At 70.3% G+C, this 16696-nt stretch carries 13 protein-coding genes; 4 read left to right on the top strand and 9 right to left on the bottom strand.

The window, feature by feature from the left end:
- Positions 1-31 precede the first annotated feature (31 nt).
- Both LGR54_RS22580 and LGR54_RS22585 read left to right on the top strand, forming a co-directional pair.
- Positions 32-1321, top strand: coding sequence for an FAD-binding oxidoreductase (locus tag LGR54_RS22580; protein WP_230364213.1), 1290 nt, complete (start codon positions 32-34; stop codon positions 1319-1321).
- An 18-nt stretch (positions 1322-1339) separates the two neighbouring features.
- The gene (locus LGR54_RS22585; RefSeq protein WP_370638263.1) at positions 1340-1858 is read left to right on the top strand and encodes a DedA family protein; all 519 of its coding nucleotides are present in this window, start codon (positions 1340-1342) and stop codon (positions 1856-1858) included.
- A 12-nt stretch (positions 1859-1870) separates the two neighbouring features.
- Here LGR54_RS22585 and LGR54_RS22590 read toward each other — a convergent pair whose 3' ends face one another.
- From LGR54_RS22590 to LGR54_RS22615, 6 genes are all read right to left on the bottom strand, one after another.
- On the bottom strand, positions 1871-2359 hold the full coding sequence (locus LGR54_RS22590) for a DUF2165 family protein (protein WP_230364215.1): 489 nt from the start codon (positions 2357-2359) through the stop codon (positions 1871-1873).
- 181 nt (positions 2360-2540) lie between these two features.
- The gene (ilvC, locus tag LGR54_RS22595; protein ID WP_230364216.1) at positions 2541-3560 is read right to left on the bottom strand and encodes a ketol-acid reductoisomerase; all 1020 of its coding nucleotides are present in this window, start codon (positions 3558-3560) and stop codon (positions 2541-2543) included.
- A 14-nt stretch (positions 3561-3574) separates the two neighbouring features.
- Positions 3575-4249 (bottom strand): TetR/AcrR family transcriptional regulator C-terminal domain-containing protein, encoded by a 675-nt coding sequence (locus LGR54_RS22600; protein WP_230364217.1) that lies wholly within the window; start codon positions 4247-4249, stop codon positions 3575-3577.
- Positions 4250-4324: 75 nt separating this feature from the next.
- On the bottom strand, positions 4325-5260 hold the full coding sequence (locus LGR54_RS22605; RefSeq protein WP_230364218.1) for a DMT family transporter: 936 nt from the start codon (positions 5258-5260) through the stop codon (positions 4325-4327).
- A 75-nt stretch (positions 5261-5335) separates the two neighbouring features.
- Complete coding sequence (gene ilvN / locus LGR54_RS22610) at positions 5336-5854, bottom strand: acetolactate synthase small subunit (protein WP_230364219.1); 519 nt, start codon at positions 5852-5854, stop codon at positions 5336-5338.
- Between the two features lie 262 nt (positions 5855-6116).
- Complete coding sequence (locus LGR54_RS22615) at positions 6117-7877, bottom strand: acetolactate synthase 3 large subunit (RefSeq protein WP_230364220.1); 1761 nt, start codon at positions 7875-7877, stop codon at positions 6117-6119.
- Between the two features lie 344 nt (positions 7878-8221).
- On the opposite strand from LGR54_RS22615, the gene dapB reads away from it, so the two are divergent.
- Together dapB and LGR54_RS22625 are read left to right on the top strand one after the other, a co-directional pair.
- Complete coding sequence (gene dapB / locus LGR54_RS22620) at positions 8222-9037, top strand: 4-hydroxy-tetrahydrodipicolinate reductase (RefSeq protein WP_230364221.1); 816 nt, start codon at positions 8222-8224, stop codon at positions 9035-9037.
- 60 nt (positions 9038-9097) lie between these two features.
- A complete protein-coding gene (locus tag LGR54_RS22625) occupies positions 9098-9721 on the top strand; it encodes a 2,3-bisphosphoglycerate-dependent phosphoglycerate mutase (protein ID WP_230364222.1) in 624 nt (207 codons plus the stop codon).
- 81 nt (positions 9722-9802) lie between these two features.
- On the opposite strand, the gene trxA is transcribed toward LGR54_RS22625, so the two are convergent.
- The 3 genes from trxA to addB all read right to left on the bottom strand — a co-directional run bounded on the left by trxA (position 9803) and on the right by addB (position 16662).
- Positions 9803-10123, bottom strand: coding sequence for a thioredoxin (trxA, locus tag LGR54_RS22630; RefSeq protein ID WP_214009122.1), 321 nt, complete (start codon positions 10121-10123; stop codon positions 9803-9805).
- Positions 10124-10207: 84 nt separating this feature from the next.
- Positions 10208-13603, bottom strand: a complete 3396-nt coding sequence (gene addA, locus LGR54_RS22635; protein WP_230364223.1) for a double-strand break repair helicase AddA — start codon at positions 13601-13603, stop codon at positions 10208-10210.
- On the bottom strand, positions 13600-16662 hold the full coding sequence (addB, locus tag LGR54_RS22640) for a double-strand break repair protein AddB (RefSeq protein ID WP_230364224.1): 3063 nt from the start codon (positions 16660-16662) through the stop codon (positions 13600-13602). Before addB ends, addA begins: the two co-directional genes overlap by 4 nt.
- Positions 16663-16696: the final 34 nt, after the last annotated feature.

Raw genomic sequence — 16696 nt, forward strand, 5'->3', positions numbered from 1 at the left:
GCACACCGCGAACCCTGCCGAGTGACGCATCTTGACTGACGCCTTGACCGAAAACGGCCATCCGAACAGCTGGTATGCCGCCACGGCGACGCCGTTTCCCGGCTTCCCGCCGCTGCGCGGCACGGTGCGCGCCGATGTCTGCGTGATCGGCGGCGGCTATACCGGCCTGTCCGCCGCGCTGCATCTCGCCGAGGCCGGGCTCGACGTGGTGGTGCTGGAAGCGGCGAAGATCGGCTCCGGCGCCTCCGGCCGCAATGGCGGCCAGATCCATTCCGGCCAGCGCCGCGACCAGGACTGGCTGGAGGACAAGGTCGGGCTCGACATGGCCAAGGCGCTGTGGCGCCTCGCCGAGGATGCCAAGGCCGACCTCTACGCGCTGATCGCCCGCCACGCCATCGACTGCGCCCCGCGCAAGGGGCTGATCATGGCCGACCACAAGCCGGGCTATGTCGCCCATTCGCACGCCTATGCCCGCAAGCTGGCCGAGGTCTACGACTATCCGCATGTCGACCCGCTGTCCCGCGATGAGCTGCGCGCGCTCGTCGGCACCGATGCCTATCATGGCGGGGCGATCGACCATGAGGGCGGCCACCTCCACCCGCTCAACCTCGCGCTCGGCATCGCCCACGCGGCAGTGGCCGCCGGCGCGAAGCTCCATGAGCATTCACGCGCCCGCCGCATCGAGGAGAACGGCCGGGTGAAGGTGGCGACCGCCGAGGGCACGGTCGAAGCCGACTGGGTGCTCGAATGCGGCGACGGGCTGCAGGACGGGCTCGACGCCCGCGTCGACCGACATGTGATGCCGATCGCCAACTACATCGCCGCCACAAAGCCGCTCGGCGACCGGGCGAAGACCATCATCGCCAATGACGCGGCGGTGGCCGACAGCCGCTTCGTCGTCAATTATTACCGGCTGAGCGAAGACGGGCGGCTGCTGTTCGGCGGCGGCGAGAGCTATACGCGCCGGCTGCGCGCCAATCCCGGCGCCTTCGTGCGGCCCTACATGCTGAAGATCTTCCCGCAGCTCGCCGATGTGCGCATCGATTATGGCTGGGGCGGCATTCTCGGCATCACCATGACCCGCATGCCCTTCGTGCGGCGGCTGGGGCCGAAGGTGCTGACCGCCGCCGGCTATTCGGGCCAGGGCGTTATGCTGGCGCCTTATTTCGGCAGGATCCTCGCCGAGGCGGTGGCCGGCCAGCTCGGGCGCTTCGACCTTCTGCAAAAGCTGCCGGTGCCCGCCTTTCCCGGCGGCCCGCTGATGCGCTGGCCGCTGCTCGCCGCCGGGCTGAGCTATTACGCCCTGCGCGACAGGCTGTGAGGATCTTCATTGCTGGATCTGCAAAGCTGGGCGCACGACGCGCTGGCCTTCGTCGAGGCGCACGCACATCTCGCCCCCTATATCGTCTTCGCCCTCGCCTTCGGTGAATCGCTGGCGGTGATCTCGCTGCTGGTGCCGGCGACCTTCATCCTGGTCGGCGTCGGCGCTCTCATCGAGGCCGGCGGCATGGCGCTGCTGCCGATCTGGGCCGGAGCGGCGGCGGGGGCGGCTCTCGGCGACGCGGTGTCCTACTGGGTCGGCTTCCATTTCAAGGAACACACGCACCGGATCTGGCCGTTCAGCCGACACCCGCAGATGCTAGAGCGCGGCGAGCGCTTCTTTCACCGCTACGGCTCGTGGAGCGTGTTCATCGGCCGCTTCTTCGGGCCGATCCGCGCGGTGATCCCGCTGGTGGCTGGCATGTTCGCCATGCCGGCACTCATGTTCCAGATGGCCAACATCGCCTCGGCGATGCTGTGGGCGCTGGTGCTGCTGGCGCCGGGCGCGGCGGTGATGAAGTTCTGGAGCGGGTGGTAAGGTCCGTGGGCCTCAGTGCGGCTCGGGCAGGCTGACGAAGATCAGCACGCCGAGCATCGTCATGTAGAAGCGGAACGCCGATTCCTGGCCGTTCCAGGTCGCGGACTGCCACATCTGGAAGTACTCGCCGCCGACGACCATGAAGCCGAAGAACCACAGCGCGAAGCCGAGGCCGACGCCGGCCACCACCCATGTCTTGGCATGGGCGAAGCGCGCCTCGTCGCGCAGGGCCCGCAGCATGCGGAACGCCGCGCTCGCCAGCACGATGCCGACGACAACCTCGGCGGCGATGATCGCGACATAGGCCGTGCGCCACAGCGCCGGATCGGTGATCGCCCGGCCGGTCAGCGGATTGCCGGGAAAGGTGGTGTCCATGCTGAGGACGTGCTGGACGAAGGCGTAGTTCGCCCCCCAATCCGCGACATTGTTGTAGGCGACCAGCAGCGCGAAGGCGGCCAGCGCCGCCACCATGAAGCTCTTGGTCAGCCGAACGATGATCATGCGCCCCTCCGACGTCGCCGGCGGACGCGATGCCCGCGGGCCTATCGAGCCACGCCCATAGCATGGCCCACCCGTCCTGCCAGCCGCAACCGAAGGCCGGCGCGGCCGGATGACCGGCCTGAAACGCAAAGTGCCGCCGCCCGAGGGCGACGGCACCGACGCATCGCAAGCGCGATAAGGCTCAGTTCTTGGCCTTGTCGACCAGCTTGTTCTTGCCGATCCACGGCATCATGCCGCGCAGCTTCTCGCCGACCTGCTCGATCTGGTGGCTGTCGTTCAGGCGGCGGATGCCCTTGAAGCGGGCGGCGCCGGCGCGATACTCCTGCATCCACTCCGAGGTGAACTTGCCGGTCTGGATGTCCTTCAGGACGCGCTTCATCTCTTCCTTGGTCTCGGCGGTGATGATGCGCGGGCCGGAGACGTACTCGCCCCACTCGGCGGTGTTGGAGATCGAGTAGTTCATGTTGGCGATGCCGCCCTCATAGATGAGGTCGACGATCAGCTTCACTTCGTGCAGGCACTCGAAATAGGCCATCTCCGGAGCGTAGCCGGCCTCGACCAGCGTCTCGAAGCCGGCGCGGATCAGCTCCACGAGGCCGCCGCAGAGCACCACCTGCTCACCGAACAGGTCGGTCTCGCACTCTTCCTTGAAGGTGGTCTCGATGATGCCGGAACGGCCGCCGCCGACGCCGGACGCATAGGACAGGCCGAGGTCGAGCGCGTTGCCCGAAGCGTCCTGGTGCACGGCCACGAGGCACGGCACGCCGCCGCCCTTCTCATACTCGCCACGCACGGTGTGGCCGGGGCCCTTGGGGGCGATCATCAGCACGTCGACGGTCTTCTTCGGCTCGATCAGGCCGAAATGCACGTTGAGGCCGTGCGCGAAGGCGATGGCGGCGCCGTCGCGGATGTTCGGGGCGATCTCGTCGCGGTAGATGTCGGCCTGGAGTTCGTCCGGGGTGGCCATCATCATCAGGTCGGCCCACTTGGCGGCCTCGGCGACGGTGAGAACCTTGAGGCCGTCGGCCTCGACCTTCTTGGCGGTCGCCGAGCCCGGCTTCAGGCCGACGGCGAGTTCCTTGGCGCCGGAATCCTTCAGGTTCAGCGCATGGGCGCGGCCCTGCGAGCCGTAGCCGATGATGGCGACCTTCTTGCCCTTGATCAGGTTGAGGTCGGCGTCACGATCGTAATAAACGCGCATGGGTGTCTCCTGTGTCACGCGTTGATGGGTGTCCGGCCGGATGTTTTGTCTTCCGTGCCGTAGAGGGTGAAGAACTGGTCGGTGGCGCGGGCGGCGTCGCGCTCGATCTCCGCCGGCGTAAGCGCCAGCGCGTCGCCGAGCAGCAGGCGGATCTGCACGTCGCGGCCGACCAGGCCGAGGAAGCTGCGGAAGGCGGTCTCGGTGTCGTCGAAGTCGATCAGGCCCGCCTCGCGGCCGGCGTCCAGCACCGGCTTCAGCCGTTCGCCGATGGCGAAGCGGCCATTGGCCAGCATGATCGCGCCGAGATTGGAGCCAGATGTTCCAGCCCTGGCCGCTCCTTGAGCGATGGCGAAGCGGTTAAGCGCGATCGAGGTCGGGCTGGAGATCACGCCGAGCCAGTTGGCGGCGAAGCGGATCAGGCTGTCCCGGAGCGCCAGCGCGTCGAGCTTCGTCCGGTCGTAATTACCGGCGCGCACCCGCGAGGCCTGCCAGCGCACCGTGGCGGTGAGCAGCCCGTCACGATCGCCGAACCATTTGTAGAGGCTCTCCTTGGAGCAGCTGGCGCGACGGGCCACGGCGGTCATGGTGACATCGCCACCCTCTTCCACCATCAGCGCGAGCACGGCATCCAGCACCGCCTGCTGGCGGGCGGTCAGCTCTTCCATGCTCGGATCGGTGGCGAGGGACATTGCCGGAAAACTCAGTACCGTACGTTACGGTTCTCCTATAGGAGCCGCCCTTCCGATGCAAGCGGCAGTGACGCTTCAGCGCGCGCGACGCGCGCGGAGCCATGGCAGCCGCGCGCCCGACGCCAGCGCCACCCCGGCCGCCGCGACCGCCATCCCGGCCCAGGCGAGCGGCGGCATCTGCTCACCGAGCAATTTCCACGCGATCACCGCCGAACAGGGCGGCACGAGGAAGAACAGCGCCGAGACCTTCGACACCTCGCCGGCGCGGATCATGGCGAGATAGAGCGACACCGCGATCAGCGAATTGCCGATCACCAGATAGCCGAGCGCGAGGGTGAAGGGCAGCGACCAATCGATATGGCCGTCGTCGAGCATCAGCGCGAGCGGCAGGGTACAGACGAACCCCACCACATATTGCACGCTGTTGGTCACCAGCGGGTGCTGGGGCTCGCCATGGCGCTTCTCGTAGATCGCGGCGGTGCACATGGCGAGCAGCGCGCCGACCGCCAGCAGCATGACGCCGGGCGGAGCCGTCTCGATGCCGGTACGCGAGGCGATCACCAGCGCCGCGCCGGCAAGGCCGAGCAGCAGGCCCGCCCAGCGCCGCGCGCCGACCTTTTCGCCGGCCAGCGCCGGCGCCGCCAGGCCGACAACGATCGGCTGCAGCGACACGATGAGCGCCAGCGTGCCGGCCGAGATCCCCCAGCGAAACGCGAAGTAGCTCAGGTCGAAATAGAGCACCTGGATCAGGAAGCCGACAAAGGCGAGGTTGAACCAGGCGCGCCCCGTGCGTGGCAGCGGCGGCCGGAACCAGGCGAGCAGCGGCAGCATGACCGCGAGCACCAGCCCGTAGCGCAGCGCCAGCAGGGTGAACGGGCCGGTATACACCAGCCCGACCTTCGCCACCGCGAAGCCGCCGGACCACAAGAGGAGGAAGAGGAAGGGCGCCGCCTGCAACCACATGGGTTTGCCGGCGGCCGTCGCCGGCAAGGTACCTGTTCCTTCGCTCACGTCGTCCCGTCCTGTCGATTATGCGGAACGGCGGCAGCGCGGGGCGCCGCGAAGCACCCCGCGAACACGCCATTCTCACATGCCGTCGGGCCCGCGGCCAATAGCGGCGACGCCGGTACGCGACACTTCGACGAGACCGAGCGGCTCCAGCAGCGAGACGAACTGGTCGATCTTCTCCGGCTTGCCGGTGATCTCGAACACGAAGCTCTCCAGCGTGGTGTCGACGGTGCGGGCGCGGAACGAGTCCGCGATCAGGAGCGCTTCCTGGCGGATCTCGCCCTTACCGCGCACCTTGATGAGGGCGAGCTCGCGCTCCACCGCCTTGCCGGTGACGGTGAGGTCGACGACGCGATGCACCGGCACCAGGCGGTCGAGTTGGCTCTTGATCTGCTCGATGATCATCGGCGCGCCGGTGGTGACCACCGTGATGCGCGAACGCCGGGAATCGTGGCTCACCTCGGAAACGGTGAGGCTGTCGATGTTGTAGCCGCGGCCGGAGAACAGGCCGACGATGCGGGCGAGCACGCCCGGCTCGTTGTCGACGAGCAGGGAGAGGGTGTGGCGCTCGGCAGGTTCGTTATTGATCAGGGGCATGGGGTGCTCGGCAAAACGAGTAAAAAGCGTGCGGGACGATGGAGCGGCAAGCCCTCTCCCGTCAAAGCCGGACATTTCCGACTTCGACCTTTTGGGGGACTGAACCCGGCGACAGCCGGGTTCAGCGGAGAGAGGGATGGGGTAAGGAGACTTCGATGCTCCGCAATCGTCCGCCCCCTCTCCCGGTGTTTACGCACCGACCTCTCCCTAGTGGGGAGAGGCAGGGAAGAGACGACGTCGACTGGCGAAGCACGCCGCCCCCTCACACCATGATCTTGCCTTCCTCGGAGATCGCCTCGTCCAGCCCCTCGGGATGGTCCGGCAGGATCATCTCGTTATGCGGCTTGCCCGAGGGGATCATCGGCAGGCAGTTTTCCTTCTGGTCGACGATGCAGTCGAACAGCACCGGCCGGTCGGACTTGAGCATCTCCTGGATCGCCGCGTCGAGATCGCCCGGCCGCGAGCAGCGAATGCCGACGCCGCCATAGGCCTCCGCCAGCTTCACGAAGTCCGGCAGCGATTCCGAGTAGGAGTGCGAGTAGCGCCCACCATGCAGCAGGTCCTGCCACTGGCGCACCATGCCCATATACTCGTTGTTCAACACGAAGATCTTGACCGGCAGGTTGAACTGCAAGGCGGTCGAGAGCTCCTGCAGGCACATCTGAATCGAGGCCTCGCCGGCGATGTCGATGACGAGGCTTTCCGGGTGCGCCACCTGCGCGCCGATGGCGGCCGGCAGGCCATAGCCCATGGTGCCGAGGCCGCCGGAGGTCATCCAGCGGTTCGGCTCCTCGAAGTGGAAGTGCTGCGCCGCCCACATCTGGTGCTGGCCGACCTCGGTGGTGATGTAGACGTCCTTGTCCTTCACCGCGTGGTAGAGCCGCTCGATGGCGTATTGCGGCTTGATGACGTCCGGCGACTTCGCATAGGACAGCGACTTGCGGGCGCGCCAGCGGTCGATCTCGCCCCACCAGGAGGCGATGGCGCGACGGTCCGGCTCGGCCTTCATCCCCCGCCACGTGGTGAGCATGTCCTCGAGCACGTGCTTCACGTCGCCGATGATGGGTATGTCGACCTTGACGTTCTTGTTGATCGAGGACGGGTCGATGTCGATGTGGATCTTCTTCGAGCCCGGCGAGAAGGCGTCGAGGCGACCGGTGATGCGGTCGTCGAAGCGCGCGCCGACGCACAGCATGACGTCGCAGTCATGCATCGCCATGTTGGCCTCGTAGGTGCCGTGCATGCCGAGCATGCCGAGCCACTGCTTGTCGGAGGCCGGATAGGCGCCGAGGCCCATCAGCGTCGAGGTCACCGGATAGCCGGACAGCCGGGCGAACTCGCGCAGCAGCCGCGAGGCCTCCGGGCCGGAATTGATGACGCCGCCGCCGGTGTAGAACACCGGCTTCTTGGCCTTGGCCAGCAGCTCGACGGCGGCGCGTATCTTCTCGTCGTCGCCCCTCAGCTTCGGCTGGTAGGTCTTGTGCTGGATGTTCTCCGGGCCGACATAGATCCCCTTGGCGAACTGCACGTCCTTCGGGATGTCGACGACCACCGGGCCGGGACGGCCGTTCTGCGCGACATAGAACGCCTCGTGCAGCACGCGGGCGAGGTCGTTGACGTCGCGGACGAGGTAGTTGTGCTTGGTGCAGGGCCGGGTGATGCCGACCGTGTCGCACTCCTGGAAGGCGTCCGAGCCGATGAGGTGCGTCGGCACCTGGCCGGTGATGCAGACGACCGGGATGGAGTCGAGCAGCGCGTCGGTGAGGCCGGTCACCGCATTGGTGGCCCCGGGACCGGAGGTGACGAGCACCACGCCGGCCTTGCCGGAGGAGCGGGCATAGCCTTCCGCCATGTGCACCGCGCCCTGCTCGTGGCGCACGAGGACGTGCTTCACCTGGTTCTGGTGGAACATCGCGTCGTAGATCGGCAGCACCGCGCCGCCGGGATAGCCGAACATATGTTCGACGCCCTGATCGATCAGGGCCTGCATCACCATTTCGGCGCCGGTCATCTCGCGCATCATGGTCGTTACCTCGTTCCTGCGTCTGGCTTCGTCCCGGCGAAGCTTGTGAACTTCACGTTGCCCGGAAAATCAAAAGGCCCCGTCAGGGGCCCATTTTACGCGCGTCACCGTTGGGCGAAGCTGCCGTCAGGCAGCCTTCGCGGCGACGCGCCTTCCTACGATAAGGATAATATTGTTGCGCATGCTCGGCGCCGCTCCTTCGTAAAGTTGCGCGACCTCTACAGCCGCCCGGCGCGCCCGTCAAGCGACAACGCCATTTTGCCGAGAATGACGCGCGAACAAGCACTTTTCGTGACGATGTCCGGCGGCTATACCGCAGGGCACAATGTGAAGGAGTGGCTCATATGTCGCAGATGCGGCTCGTCATCGTCGGCGCCGGCGGGCGCATGGGCCGCGCGCTGATCAAGGCGGTGAGCGAGGCTCCCGACCTTGCCCTCGCCGGGGCCATCGAGCCGCCGGGCAGCGACAATCTCGGCCGCGATGCCGGCGAGCTCGCCGGCCTGCCCCGGCTTGGCGTCGAGGTGACCGACGACGCGCTGCCGGTCTTCGCCAAGGCAGAGGGCGTGATCGACTTCACCGTTCCGGCGGCCAGCGTCGCCTATGCCGCTTTGGCGGCGCAGGCCCGCATCGCGCATGTCATCGGCACCACCGGCTTCTCGCCCGAGGACGAGGCGAAGATCGAGGCGGCCGCCCGGCACGCCACCATCGTCAAGTCCGGCAATATGAGCCTCGGCGTCAACTTGCTGTCGGCGCTGGTGAAGCGGGTGGCCCGCACGCTGAACGAGGATTTCGACATCGAGATCGTCGAGATGCACCACAACCGCAAGATCGACGCCCCGTCCGGCACCGCGCTGCTACTCGGCAACGCCGCCGCCGAGGGGCGCGGCATCGAGCTCGGCACGCAGGGCGTGTTCGCCCGCCACGGCCATACCGGCGCCCGCCGGGCCGGCGACATCGGCTTCGCCACGCTGCGCGGCGGCACGGTGGTCGGCGACCACAACGTGATCTTCGCCGGACCGGGCGAGCGCATTGAGCTCGGCCACAAGGCGGAGGATCGCGGCATCTTCTCGCGCGGCGCGCTCGCCGCCGCCCGCTGGGCGCGCGGTCGCAAGCCCGGCCTCTATTCCATGCGCGACGTGCTCGACCTCACCGATTTCTAAGGCCCGCCTTCCGTTCCAAGCCTTCCGTCCCAAGCCGTCCCCCACCCGGAGAAACGCCCGATGTCCGAACGCCTTCTCGTGCTCGTCCGCCACGGCCAGAGCGAGTGGAACCTGAAGAACCTGTTCACCGGCTGGCGCGACCCGGACCTCACGGCCCTCGGCGTCGAGGAGGCCAAGAAGGCCGGCCAGCGGCTGAAGGCGGAAGGCTACCAGTTCGACCTCGCCTTCACCTCGGTGCTGTCCCGCGCGGAGAAGACGCTCGACCTCGCGCTCACCGAACTCGGCCAGACCGGCCTGCCGGTTACACACGACCTCGCGCTGAACGAGCGCGACTATGGCGACCTCTCCGGCCTCAACAAGGACGATGCCCGCGCCAAATGGGGCGAGGAGCAGGTGCATGTCTGGCGCCGCTCCTACGACGTGCCCCCGCCCGGCGGCGAGAGCCTGAAGGACACGGTGGCGCGCACCCTGCCCTATTACGTGACGCAGATCCTGCCCAAGGTGCTGCAGGGCAACCGGGTGCTGGTCGCCGCCCACGGCAATTCGCTGCGGGCGCTGATCATGGTGCTGGAGAACCACACGCCGGAGAGCATCATGAAGCGCGAGCTCGCCACCGGCGCGCCGGTGATCTACCGGCTGAAGGCGGATTCCACCGTCGAGAGCAAGATCGACCTCGCCGGCTGATCGCCGCCCGGACTGCCAGCCAAAACAAAACCCCGGAGCGGCGGACCGCTCCGGGGTTTTTCATCTCCGGGACCAGCGCGATCAGATCGAGCTGTTGATCCACTGCACCAGCTTCGCCTTGGGGGCGGCGCCGACCTGGCGGGCGGCGAGCTGGCCGTCCTTGAACAGCAGCAGCGTCGGGATCGACATGATGCCGTACTTGGACGCGACGGCGGGATTCTCGTCGACGTTGAGCTTCACGATCTTCAGCTTGCCGCCCATCTCGCCGGCGACTTCGTCGAGCACCGGGGCGACCATGCGGCAGGGACCGCACCACTCAGCCCAGAAATCGACCAGAACCGGCTCGGAGGACTTGATCACGTCGGACTCGAACGACTGGTCCGACACTTTTTCGACGCCCATGGCGTACCCTTTCCGCGAATCCCCGCAAGGGGAATGAAGTTGCAGCAAAGGTAGGTATCGCCCCCCACCCCCGTCAAGGCACCGTCACTCCGACGTGAGGCCCTCGCCCTCCGTCCACAGCCGCGCCTCGGTAAGCGCCCAGACGCGCGGGCCGGCGGTGTAGACGAGCAGCGGCTCGATCCGCCGTCCGGGATAGAGCCGCGCCAGCAGCCGGGCATAGGCGACGATCTGATCGACATGGGCGCGAGGCACGGCGGCAAGCGACCCCGGCACCCGGCGGTCGGTCTTGAAATCGGCGACCAGCACCCGCTCCGGCAGCACCACCAGCCGGTCGATGCGCCCGCTCACCAACGTGCCGTCGGCGAGGGTGCCGGCAATGTCCACCTCGGCGCGCCCCTCCGGCGCGAACAGCGCAGTGAGTTCCGGCAGAGCCAGCGTCGCCAGCGCCTCGGCGAGCAGCGTCTCGCCATCGCCGGCGTCGGCAATGGCCAGCAGGCGGTGGCCCGTCGTCTCGCGCGCCGCCGCCGGCAGAGGCGCCAGCGCGGCGAACAGGCGGTGCAGCAGGGCGCCGCGCGCGACGATCTCCTTCTGCTCCGGCGTGGCGATCGGCGAGGCCTGCGAGGGCCGCAGCCGCGACCGCGCCGCCTCGCTCGCCGCCGGCAAAGCGAGGCGGCGGGCCAGCGCGGCCTCCTCCGCGGCATCGTCCGGTGGCGCCAGCGCGGCGGGCGCGGGTGCCCGCTCCGGTTCGGGCGCCGCGCGCCAGCGCAGCACCGTGCCTTCGAAGCCGACCGCCGGCACCGGCACGGCCTGCGGCTCCAAGGCGCCGCGCACCACGTCGTACCAGCAATCGGCCGGGCGCCGGCGCTTGCCGTCGGCGCCGCACAACACCAGCGCGCTCTCGGCACGGGTGAGCGCGACATAGAGCAGCCGGCGATATTCATCCATCAGCCCGGCCTCGGCCTGCTGGCGCAGCAGCTCCATGGCCGGCGTGTCCTCCGCCTTGCGCGGCGCGACCAGAAAGGCACGCCCGCCATCACCCCGCCGGCCGACCAGCAGGCCACCGCGCGGGCTCTTCTGCGGCCCGGACGTGGTGTCGGCGAGCAGCACATAGGGCGCCTCCAGCCCCTTGGCGCCATGCACGGTCATCACCCGCACCTGGTCGCGACCCGCCTCCATGTCGCGCTTGGCCTGCGCCTGTCCGCCGCGCAGGAAGGCGAGGAAGCCAGCCAGCGAGGGCGCCTCGGCCCCCTCATAGGCGCGGGCGATGGCCAGCATCTCGTCGAGCGCGTCCGCCGCCTCCGGTCCGAGCCGCGCCAGCATCAGCGCCCGGCCGCGCTCACGCCCGAGCACGCGGGCATAGAAATCGAAGGGGCGCAAGCCGGCTGCCTCCGGCCTGAGCCGGTCGAGCCGCTCCACCGCCGCGCGCCAGTGCGGCTTCTCGCCGGCGCGGCCGGCCAATTCGTCGATCAGCCGCGCCCCGCGGTCGGGCAGCAGCGCGATGAGGTCGTCGTCGTCGAAGCCGAACAGCGGGCTCTTCAGCGCGCTGGCGAGCGACAATTCGTCGTCGGGCGACAGCAGGGCCTCGCCGAGCGCCACCAGGTCCATCACCGCGATATGCTCGGCGACCACCAGCCGGTCGGCACCGGCCACCGCGACGCCGACCTGCTTCAGGGCGCGGATCACCGCCTCGAACAACGCGCCGCGCCGGCGCACCAGCACCAGGAAATCGCCGGCGCGCGCCGCGCGGGGGCCGCCGCGATCCTCGACCGGCGCCCCGTTCGAGATCAGCGCCGCGACATGGGCGGCGATCTTGTCGGCGAGCCGGCTCACCGGGTCGTCATGGCGCGGCGCGTCGAGCGGACGCTGCCAGGCATCGACCTCCACCGCCTCGCCCGGCGCCTCCGGCTCCCAGATCTCAACGCGGGCCGGCAGCTGGGCGTGGATCGGCACATGCACGGTGCGCTCGGCCACCGCCGTGAGGCCGCGATAGGCCTCCTCGCGGGAGAACACCTCGTCGACCGCCGCGAGGATGCCCGGCGCCGAGCGGAAGGAATGCTGCAGCTTCACATGCGCGAAGGCGCCTTCCTGTGCGTGGCGGGCGAATTCGGCGCGCATGGCGTCGAAACGGCTGGGATCGGCGCCCTGGAAGGAGAAGATCGACTGCTTCTCGTCGCCGACCACGAACAGTGTGCGCGGCGCGTCCGGCGCCTGTTCCCGGGCGCCCTTGCCGGCGAAGAACTCCATCACCAGCGGCTGGATCACCTCCCATTGCTCCGGGCTGGTGTCCTGTGCCTCGTCGAGCAGCACATGGTCGATGCCGCGGTCGAGCTTGTAATGCACCCAGGCCGAGGCGCCGGAGCCGAGCAGCCGCCGCGCCGCGGTGACGAGATCGGCGAAGTCCAGCATGCCGCGCGCGGCCTTCTCCGCCTCGTAGAGCTGGCGGGCGGCGCGGCCGAGTTCCAGCGCCGCCAGGCTCTTCTCCACCGCGCGGGCGGCGGCGAGGCGCGGACCGAGCCGCGCGATGCGGTCGCGCTCGGCGGTGAGCGCCGGGAAGGCTTCGCGCACCTCCGCCTTGCCGAGATAGGCGTCGGCATAGGCGCCGCCATCGTCCTTCAGGAACACCTGCGCGTAGCGCTCGGCGACCTCGTCGTCCGGAGCCTGCGCGGCATGGAGCAGCGCGGCGCCGCGTTTCGCCGCGTGGCCGCCGGCGACGAGCAGCGCCTCGCCCATACCCTGCCAGGCGCCGCGCGGAATCAGCGCGTCCTCGACGATGCGGCGGGCGATGGCCGCGCTCGGCTCGACCGGATCGAGCCCGGCGAGGCGGGCGAGATCGTCCTCGCCGGCCTCCAAGGCGTCGGGCGCATCGAGCAGCGCCGCCAGCAGCTCGTCGAGGCCGGTATCGGCGAGCTCGCCGATGATCAGCGCGAAGGCGCGGCCGAGCGCGGTATCCGGCGCGCCGGCCGCCTGCTGCACGATGCGCGCCCGCACCAGAGCGAGCAGTTCCAGCCGCTGCGCGTCTTCCAGCGAGCGGAAGCCGGCCGGCACCCCCGCCTCGAAGGGGAAGGCGCGCAGCAGATGGCCGCAAAAGGCGTGAATGGTCTGGATCTTCAGCCCGCCCGGCGTCTCCAGCGCCAGCGCGAACAGCGAGCGGGCGCGCGCCCGCAGCGGCACCGGATCACCGCCATCGGTGGCATGGATCGCCTTGTCGAGCGCGTCGTCGCTCATCACCGCCCAGTCGCGCAGGATCGACAGCACCCGGTTCGCCATGTTGGCGGCGGCGGCCTTGGTGTAGGTGAGGCAGAGGATGCGGCCCGGCGGCACGCCGCGCAGCAGCAGCCGGATCACCCGCCGCGCCAGCACATGCGTCTTGCCGGCGCCGGCATTGGCCGACACCCACACCGACAGCCCGGGATCGGAGGCCTGCGTCTGCAGCGCCGTGGCGGCGCCGAGCGCGGCGGAGGGAACCGGCGCCGCGCTCATTCGGCCTCCTCCTCGCCCACCGACCATTCGCGCACCCGCGCCAGATGGTCATAGGGGCCGGACCGGCCGCGAAACTGCGTGCGGCGCAGCGCGACATAGGGCTGGGCGGGGTTCTCGAAGGCGCGCACCAGCGTCGTCACCCGCTCGAGCGCGTCCTCAGCCAGTCCGAGGGCGGTCGCGTCCTTGTCGACGGCGGAAATCTGCTTCAGCTCGGCGGTGCCGAGCTTCACATAGACGAGTTCCACCGCCTCCTCGCCCGGCACGCCGGCAAAGCCGCCGCGCGCGGCGATGGCAGCCTCCAGCGGCAACTGCGGCGAATAGTTGGCGCGGGTCTGCTTCGCCGTCGGTACCGCCCCGGTCTTGAAGTCGAGAATGGCGAGGCCGCCGCCCTTTCGCTGCTCGATGCGGTCGGCATAGGCGTTGAGCCGGAACGGCCCGCGCGTGCCCTCGATGAGGAGATGCCCGCCGGTCTCGGCGATCACCCGGTCGAGCCCGGCGCGGCGGCCGCGCTCCCAGGCAAGATAGAGCGGGATCAGCTTCTCGAACCGCGCCCACCACAGCGCGTGCTCGGCCGGGAAGGCGGCGAGCGGCGCGAACGCCACCCGGCCGAAGCCGGCGAGCCGCGACGCCGCATCCGCCGGCAGCGCCTCGGGAAAGGCCTTGGCGAACTCGCCCAGCGCCTCGTGGATCGCCGTGCCGCGCTCGCCGGCGCCGGGCGGGGCGTCGAGCGGATCGAGCGGGCGCAGGCCGAGCACATGGCGGGCGTAGATCGCATAGGGATCGCGCAGGAAGGTCTCGATCTCGGTGACGCTGAGCCGGGTCGGGCGCAACGCGGCTGGCGGAGTCGGCGCTGGCCGCCGGATGCGCTCCTTCGCCGGCTCGACATCAACAGCGCCAGCCACCCGCCGCCAGCGCTCGCCGCGTGAGCGGGCAGCGTTCCAGGCCTCGCGCCCGCTCACCGCCGCCAGGCGCTGGAGGAAGCGCGAGGGCACGGTCGGCGCGCCGCCGAGCTTGCGCGGATAGCTCAGCACCAGCTCCGGCGCGCCGCAGGCCTGCGCGAAATCGTGCGCCGCGAGGCCGATGCGCCGCTCCGGCACATCGAGGCCCAGCGCGGCGCGCATCGGCCGGCTCAGCCACGGATCCGGCCGCATCATGGCCGGCCAGACATCCTCGACGAGGCTGGCCAGCACCACCCGGTCGACATCGACGAGGCGGGCCTCCAGCGGGCCATAGATGCGCAGCCGCGCCCCGGCGTCGAGCGGCGGACGCACCGGCGTGTCGGCGAGGAGATGCGGCAGCGCCGCCGCAAAGTCGGCAAGGCTCATCGCCGGGGCGAGCGGCGCGCCGGCGGCGAGCTCGTCGAAAGCGGTCGCCAGCGCGATCTCGTCGGGCGCGATCTCGGTGGGGGCATCGCCCTCCCCGGCCAGCACCGCCGCCACCGCCGCGCGGTGGGCGGCGACGAGATCGGCGAAGGCGTGCAGGCCCGGCCCGAGGCCGGCGAGCGGCGCCAGCGCCTCGCCGATCCGCCGGGCGAGATCGGCCGCCCGCTCACGCTGGTCCTCGGTGACGCCGCGACGCGGATCGTCGCGATGCCAGTCCGCCGGCCGAAAGCCGGCGACTGCCGCGGCGAGTCCCTCGGCGCCGGGCGCGGGGCGCGGGCCGCGCAGCACCGTCAGTTCCAGCGCGTCGATGGCCCGCCCCAGCGCGGTGCGGTCGAGCCCGAGGCGCGACGCGGCGTGCCGCAGCAGCGCGGCGAGCGGCAGCGGCGCTAGCCGTTCCGCCGCCGCATCGGCGATCAGCCGCGCCAGGCGGCCGGCCCCGCTTTCCGACAGCGGCTCGCCGGCGGAATCGTCGATGGCGATGCCGAAGCGCAGCAGTTCGGCGGCGACGCGGCGGGCGAGGTCGCGGTCCGGGGTGATCAGCGCCGCCGTGCGGCTCTCCTGTTCCAGCGCCTCGCGCAGCACCAGGGCGATGGCGAGCGCCTCCTCGCGCGCGTCGTCCGCCTCGATCAGCGTCACTTCGGCGAGCGCCGCCGCGCGCGTCGCCTCCGGCAGGCGCTCGGCGAGGCTGGCCCAGCCGGGCGTCGCCTCGGCCGGCAGCAGCGCCTCCGACAGGAGGGCGTCGCGGCGGTGCGCGGCCGCTTCTGCAAGCGCCGCGACCTCCGCGCGGCGCACATGCATACCGCCGAGCAGCCGCGCCAGACCATATTGCGGGTGGCTCGGCGCCGGGCTGGGCTCCTGCGTCAGCGAGCGCCAGTCGGCCTCCGCCATGTGCCGGTCGAGGCCGGGCAGCACCAGCGCCCCGCGCGGCAGCCGGGCGACGGCGTCGAGCAGCCGCGCGGTCGCCGGCATCGAGCCGGTGGAGCCGGCGGCGATCACCGGCGGCGCGGCATCCCCCAGCGCCGCCAGCCGGGCCGCCTCGGCATCGATCAGCCGATCGCGGCGCACCGCGGCATCGACCTCCTCACCCCGCAGGCTCGGCCACACCTCACGGGCGATCTTGAGGAAGTCGAGCGCCATGTCCCAGTAGCGGTCGTGCTCGCCGGGCACGAGATCGTCGAGCCGCGACCACGGCACCTGCTGCGCGCCCATCTCGTCGATCAGCCCGGCCAGCGCGTCGGCCAGTGCGAGGCCGGCGCCGGGTCCGGCCGCCACCACGCTGCGCCCGTCCCCGTCGCGGAGCGCCGCCCGCCATTTGCCGACCAGGCTGGCCAGCGCCAGCCGCCGGGTGGTCGGGGCGACCGCCTTGGGCGGGCCGGCGCTCTCCTCCGAGAAGATCAGCGCGTCCTCGTCGACATCGCCGACCGGGACGATCTTCGGCAGCAGCGTGGTGCCGCCCATGCGCCGGCGCAGCTCCTCGGCAAAGAGGCGGCCGGCACGGCGGGTCGGCAAGTAGATGGTGGCGGAGGCCAGCGCCAGCGGATCGCCCAGCGGCGCGAAGCCCGGCACCAGAGCGCCGCCGAGTAGCGCCTCGGCCAGCACCGGCAGGAACGGCGCCGAGGCGGGAATGGTGAAGACGCGCGGCGACGGGCGCACCGGCCCGGCGCGGCCCTCACCCACGGTCTCCGCAAATTCGAATGACGTCTGCGACGCG

The sequence above is a fragment of the Ancylobacter sp. Lp-2 genome (assembly GCF_020523795.1).
GTDB lineage: Bacteria > Pseudomonadota > Alphaproteobacteria > Rhizobiales > Xanthobacteraceae > Ancylobacter.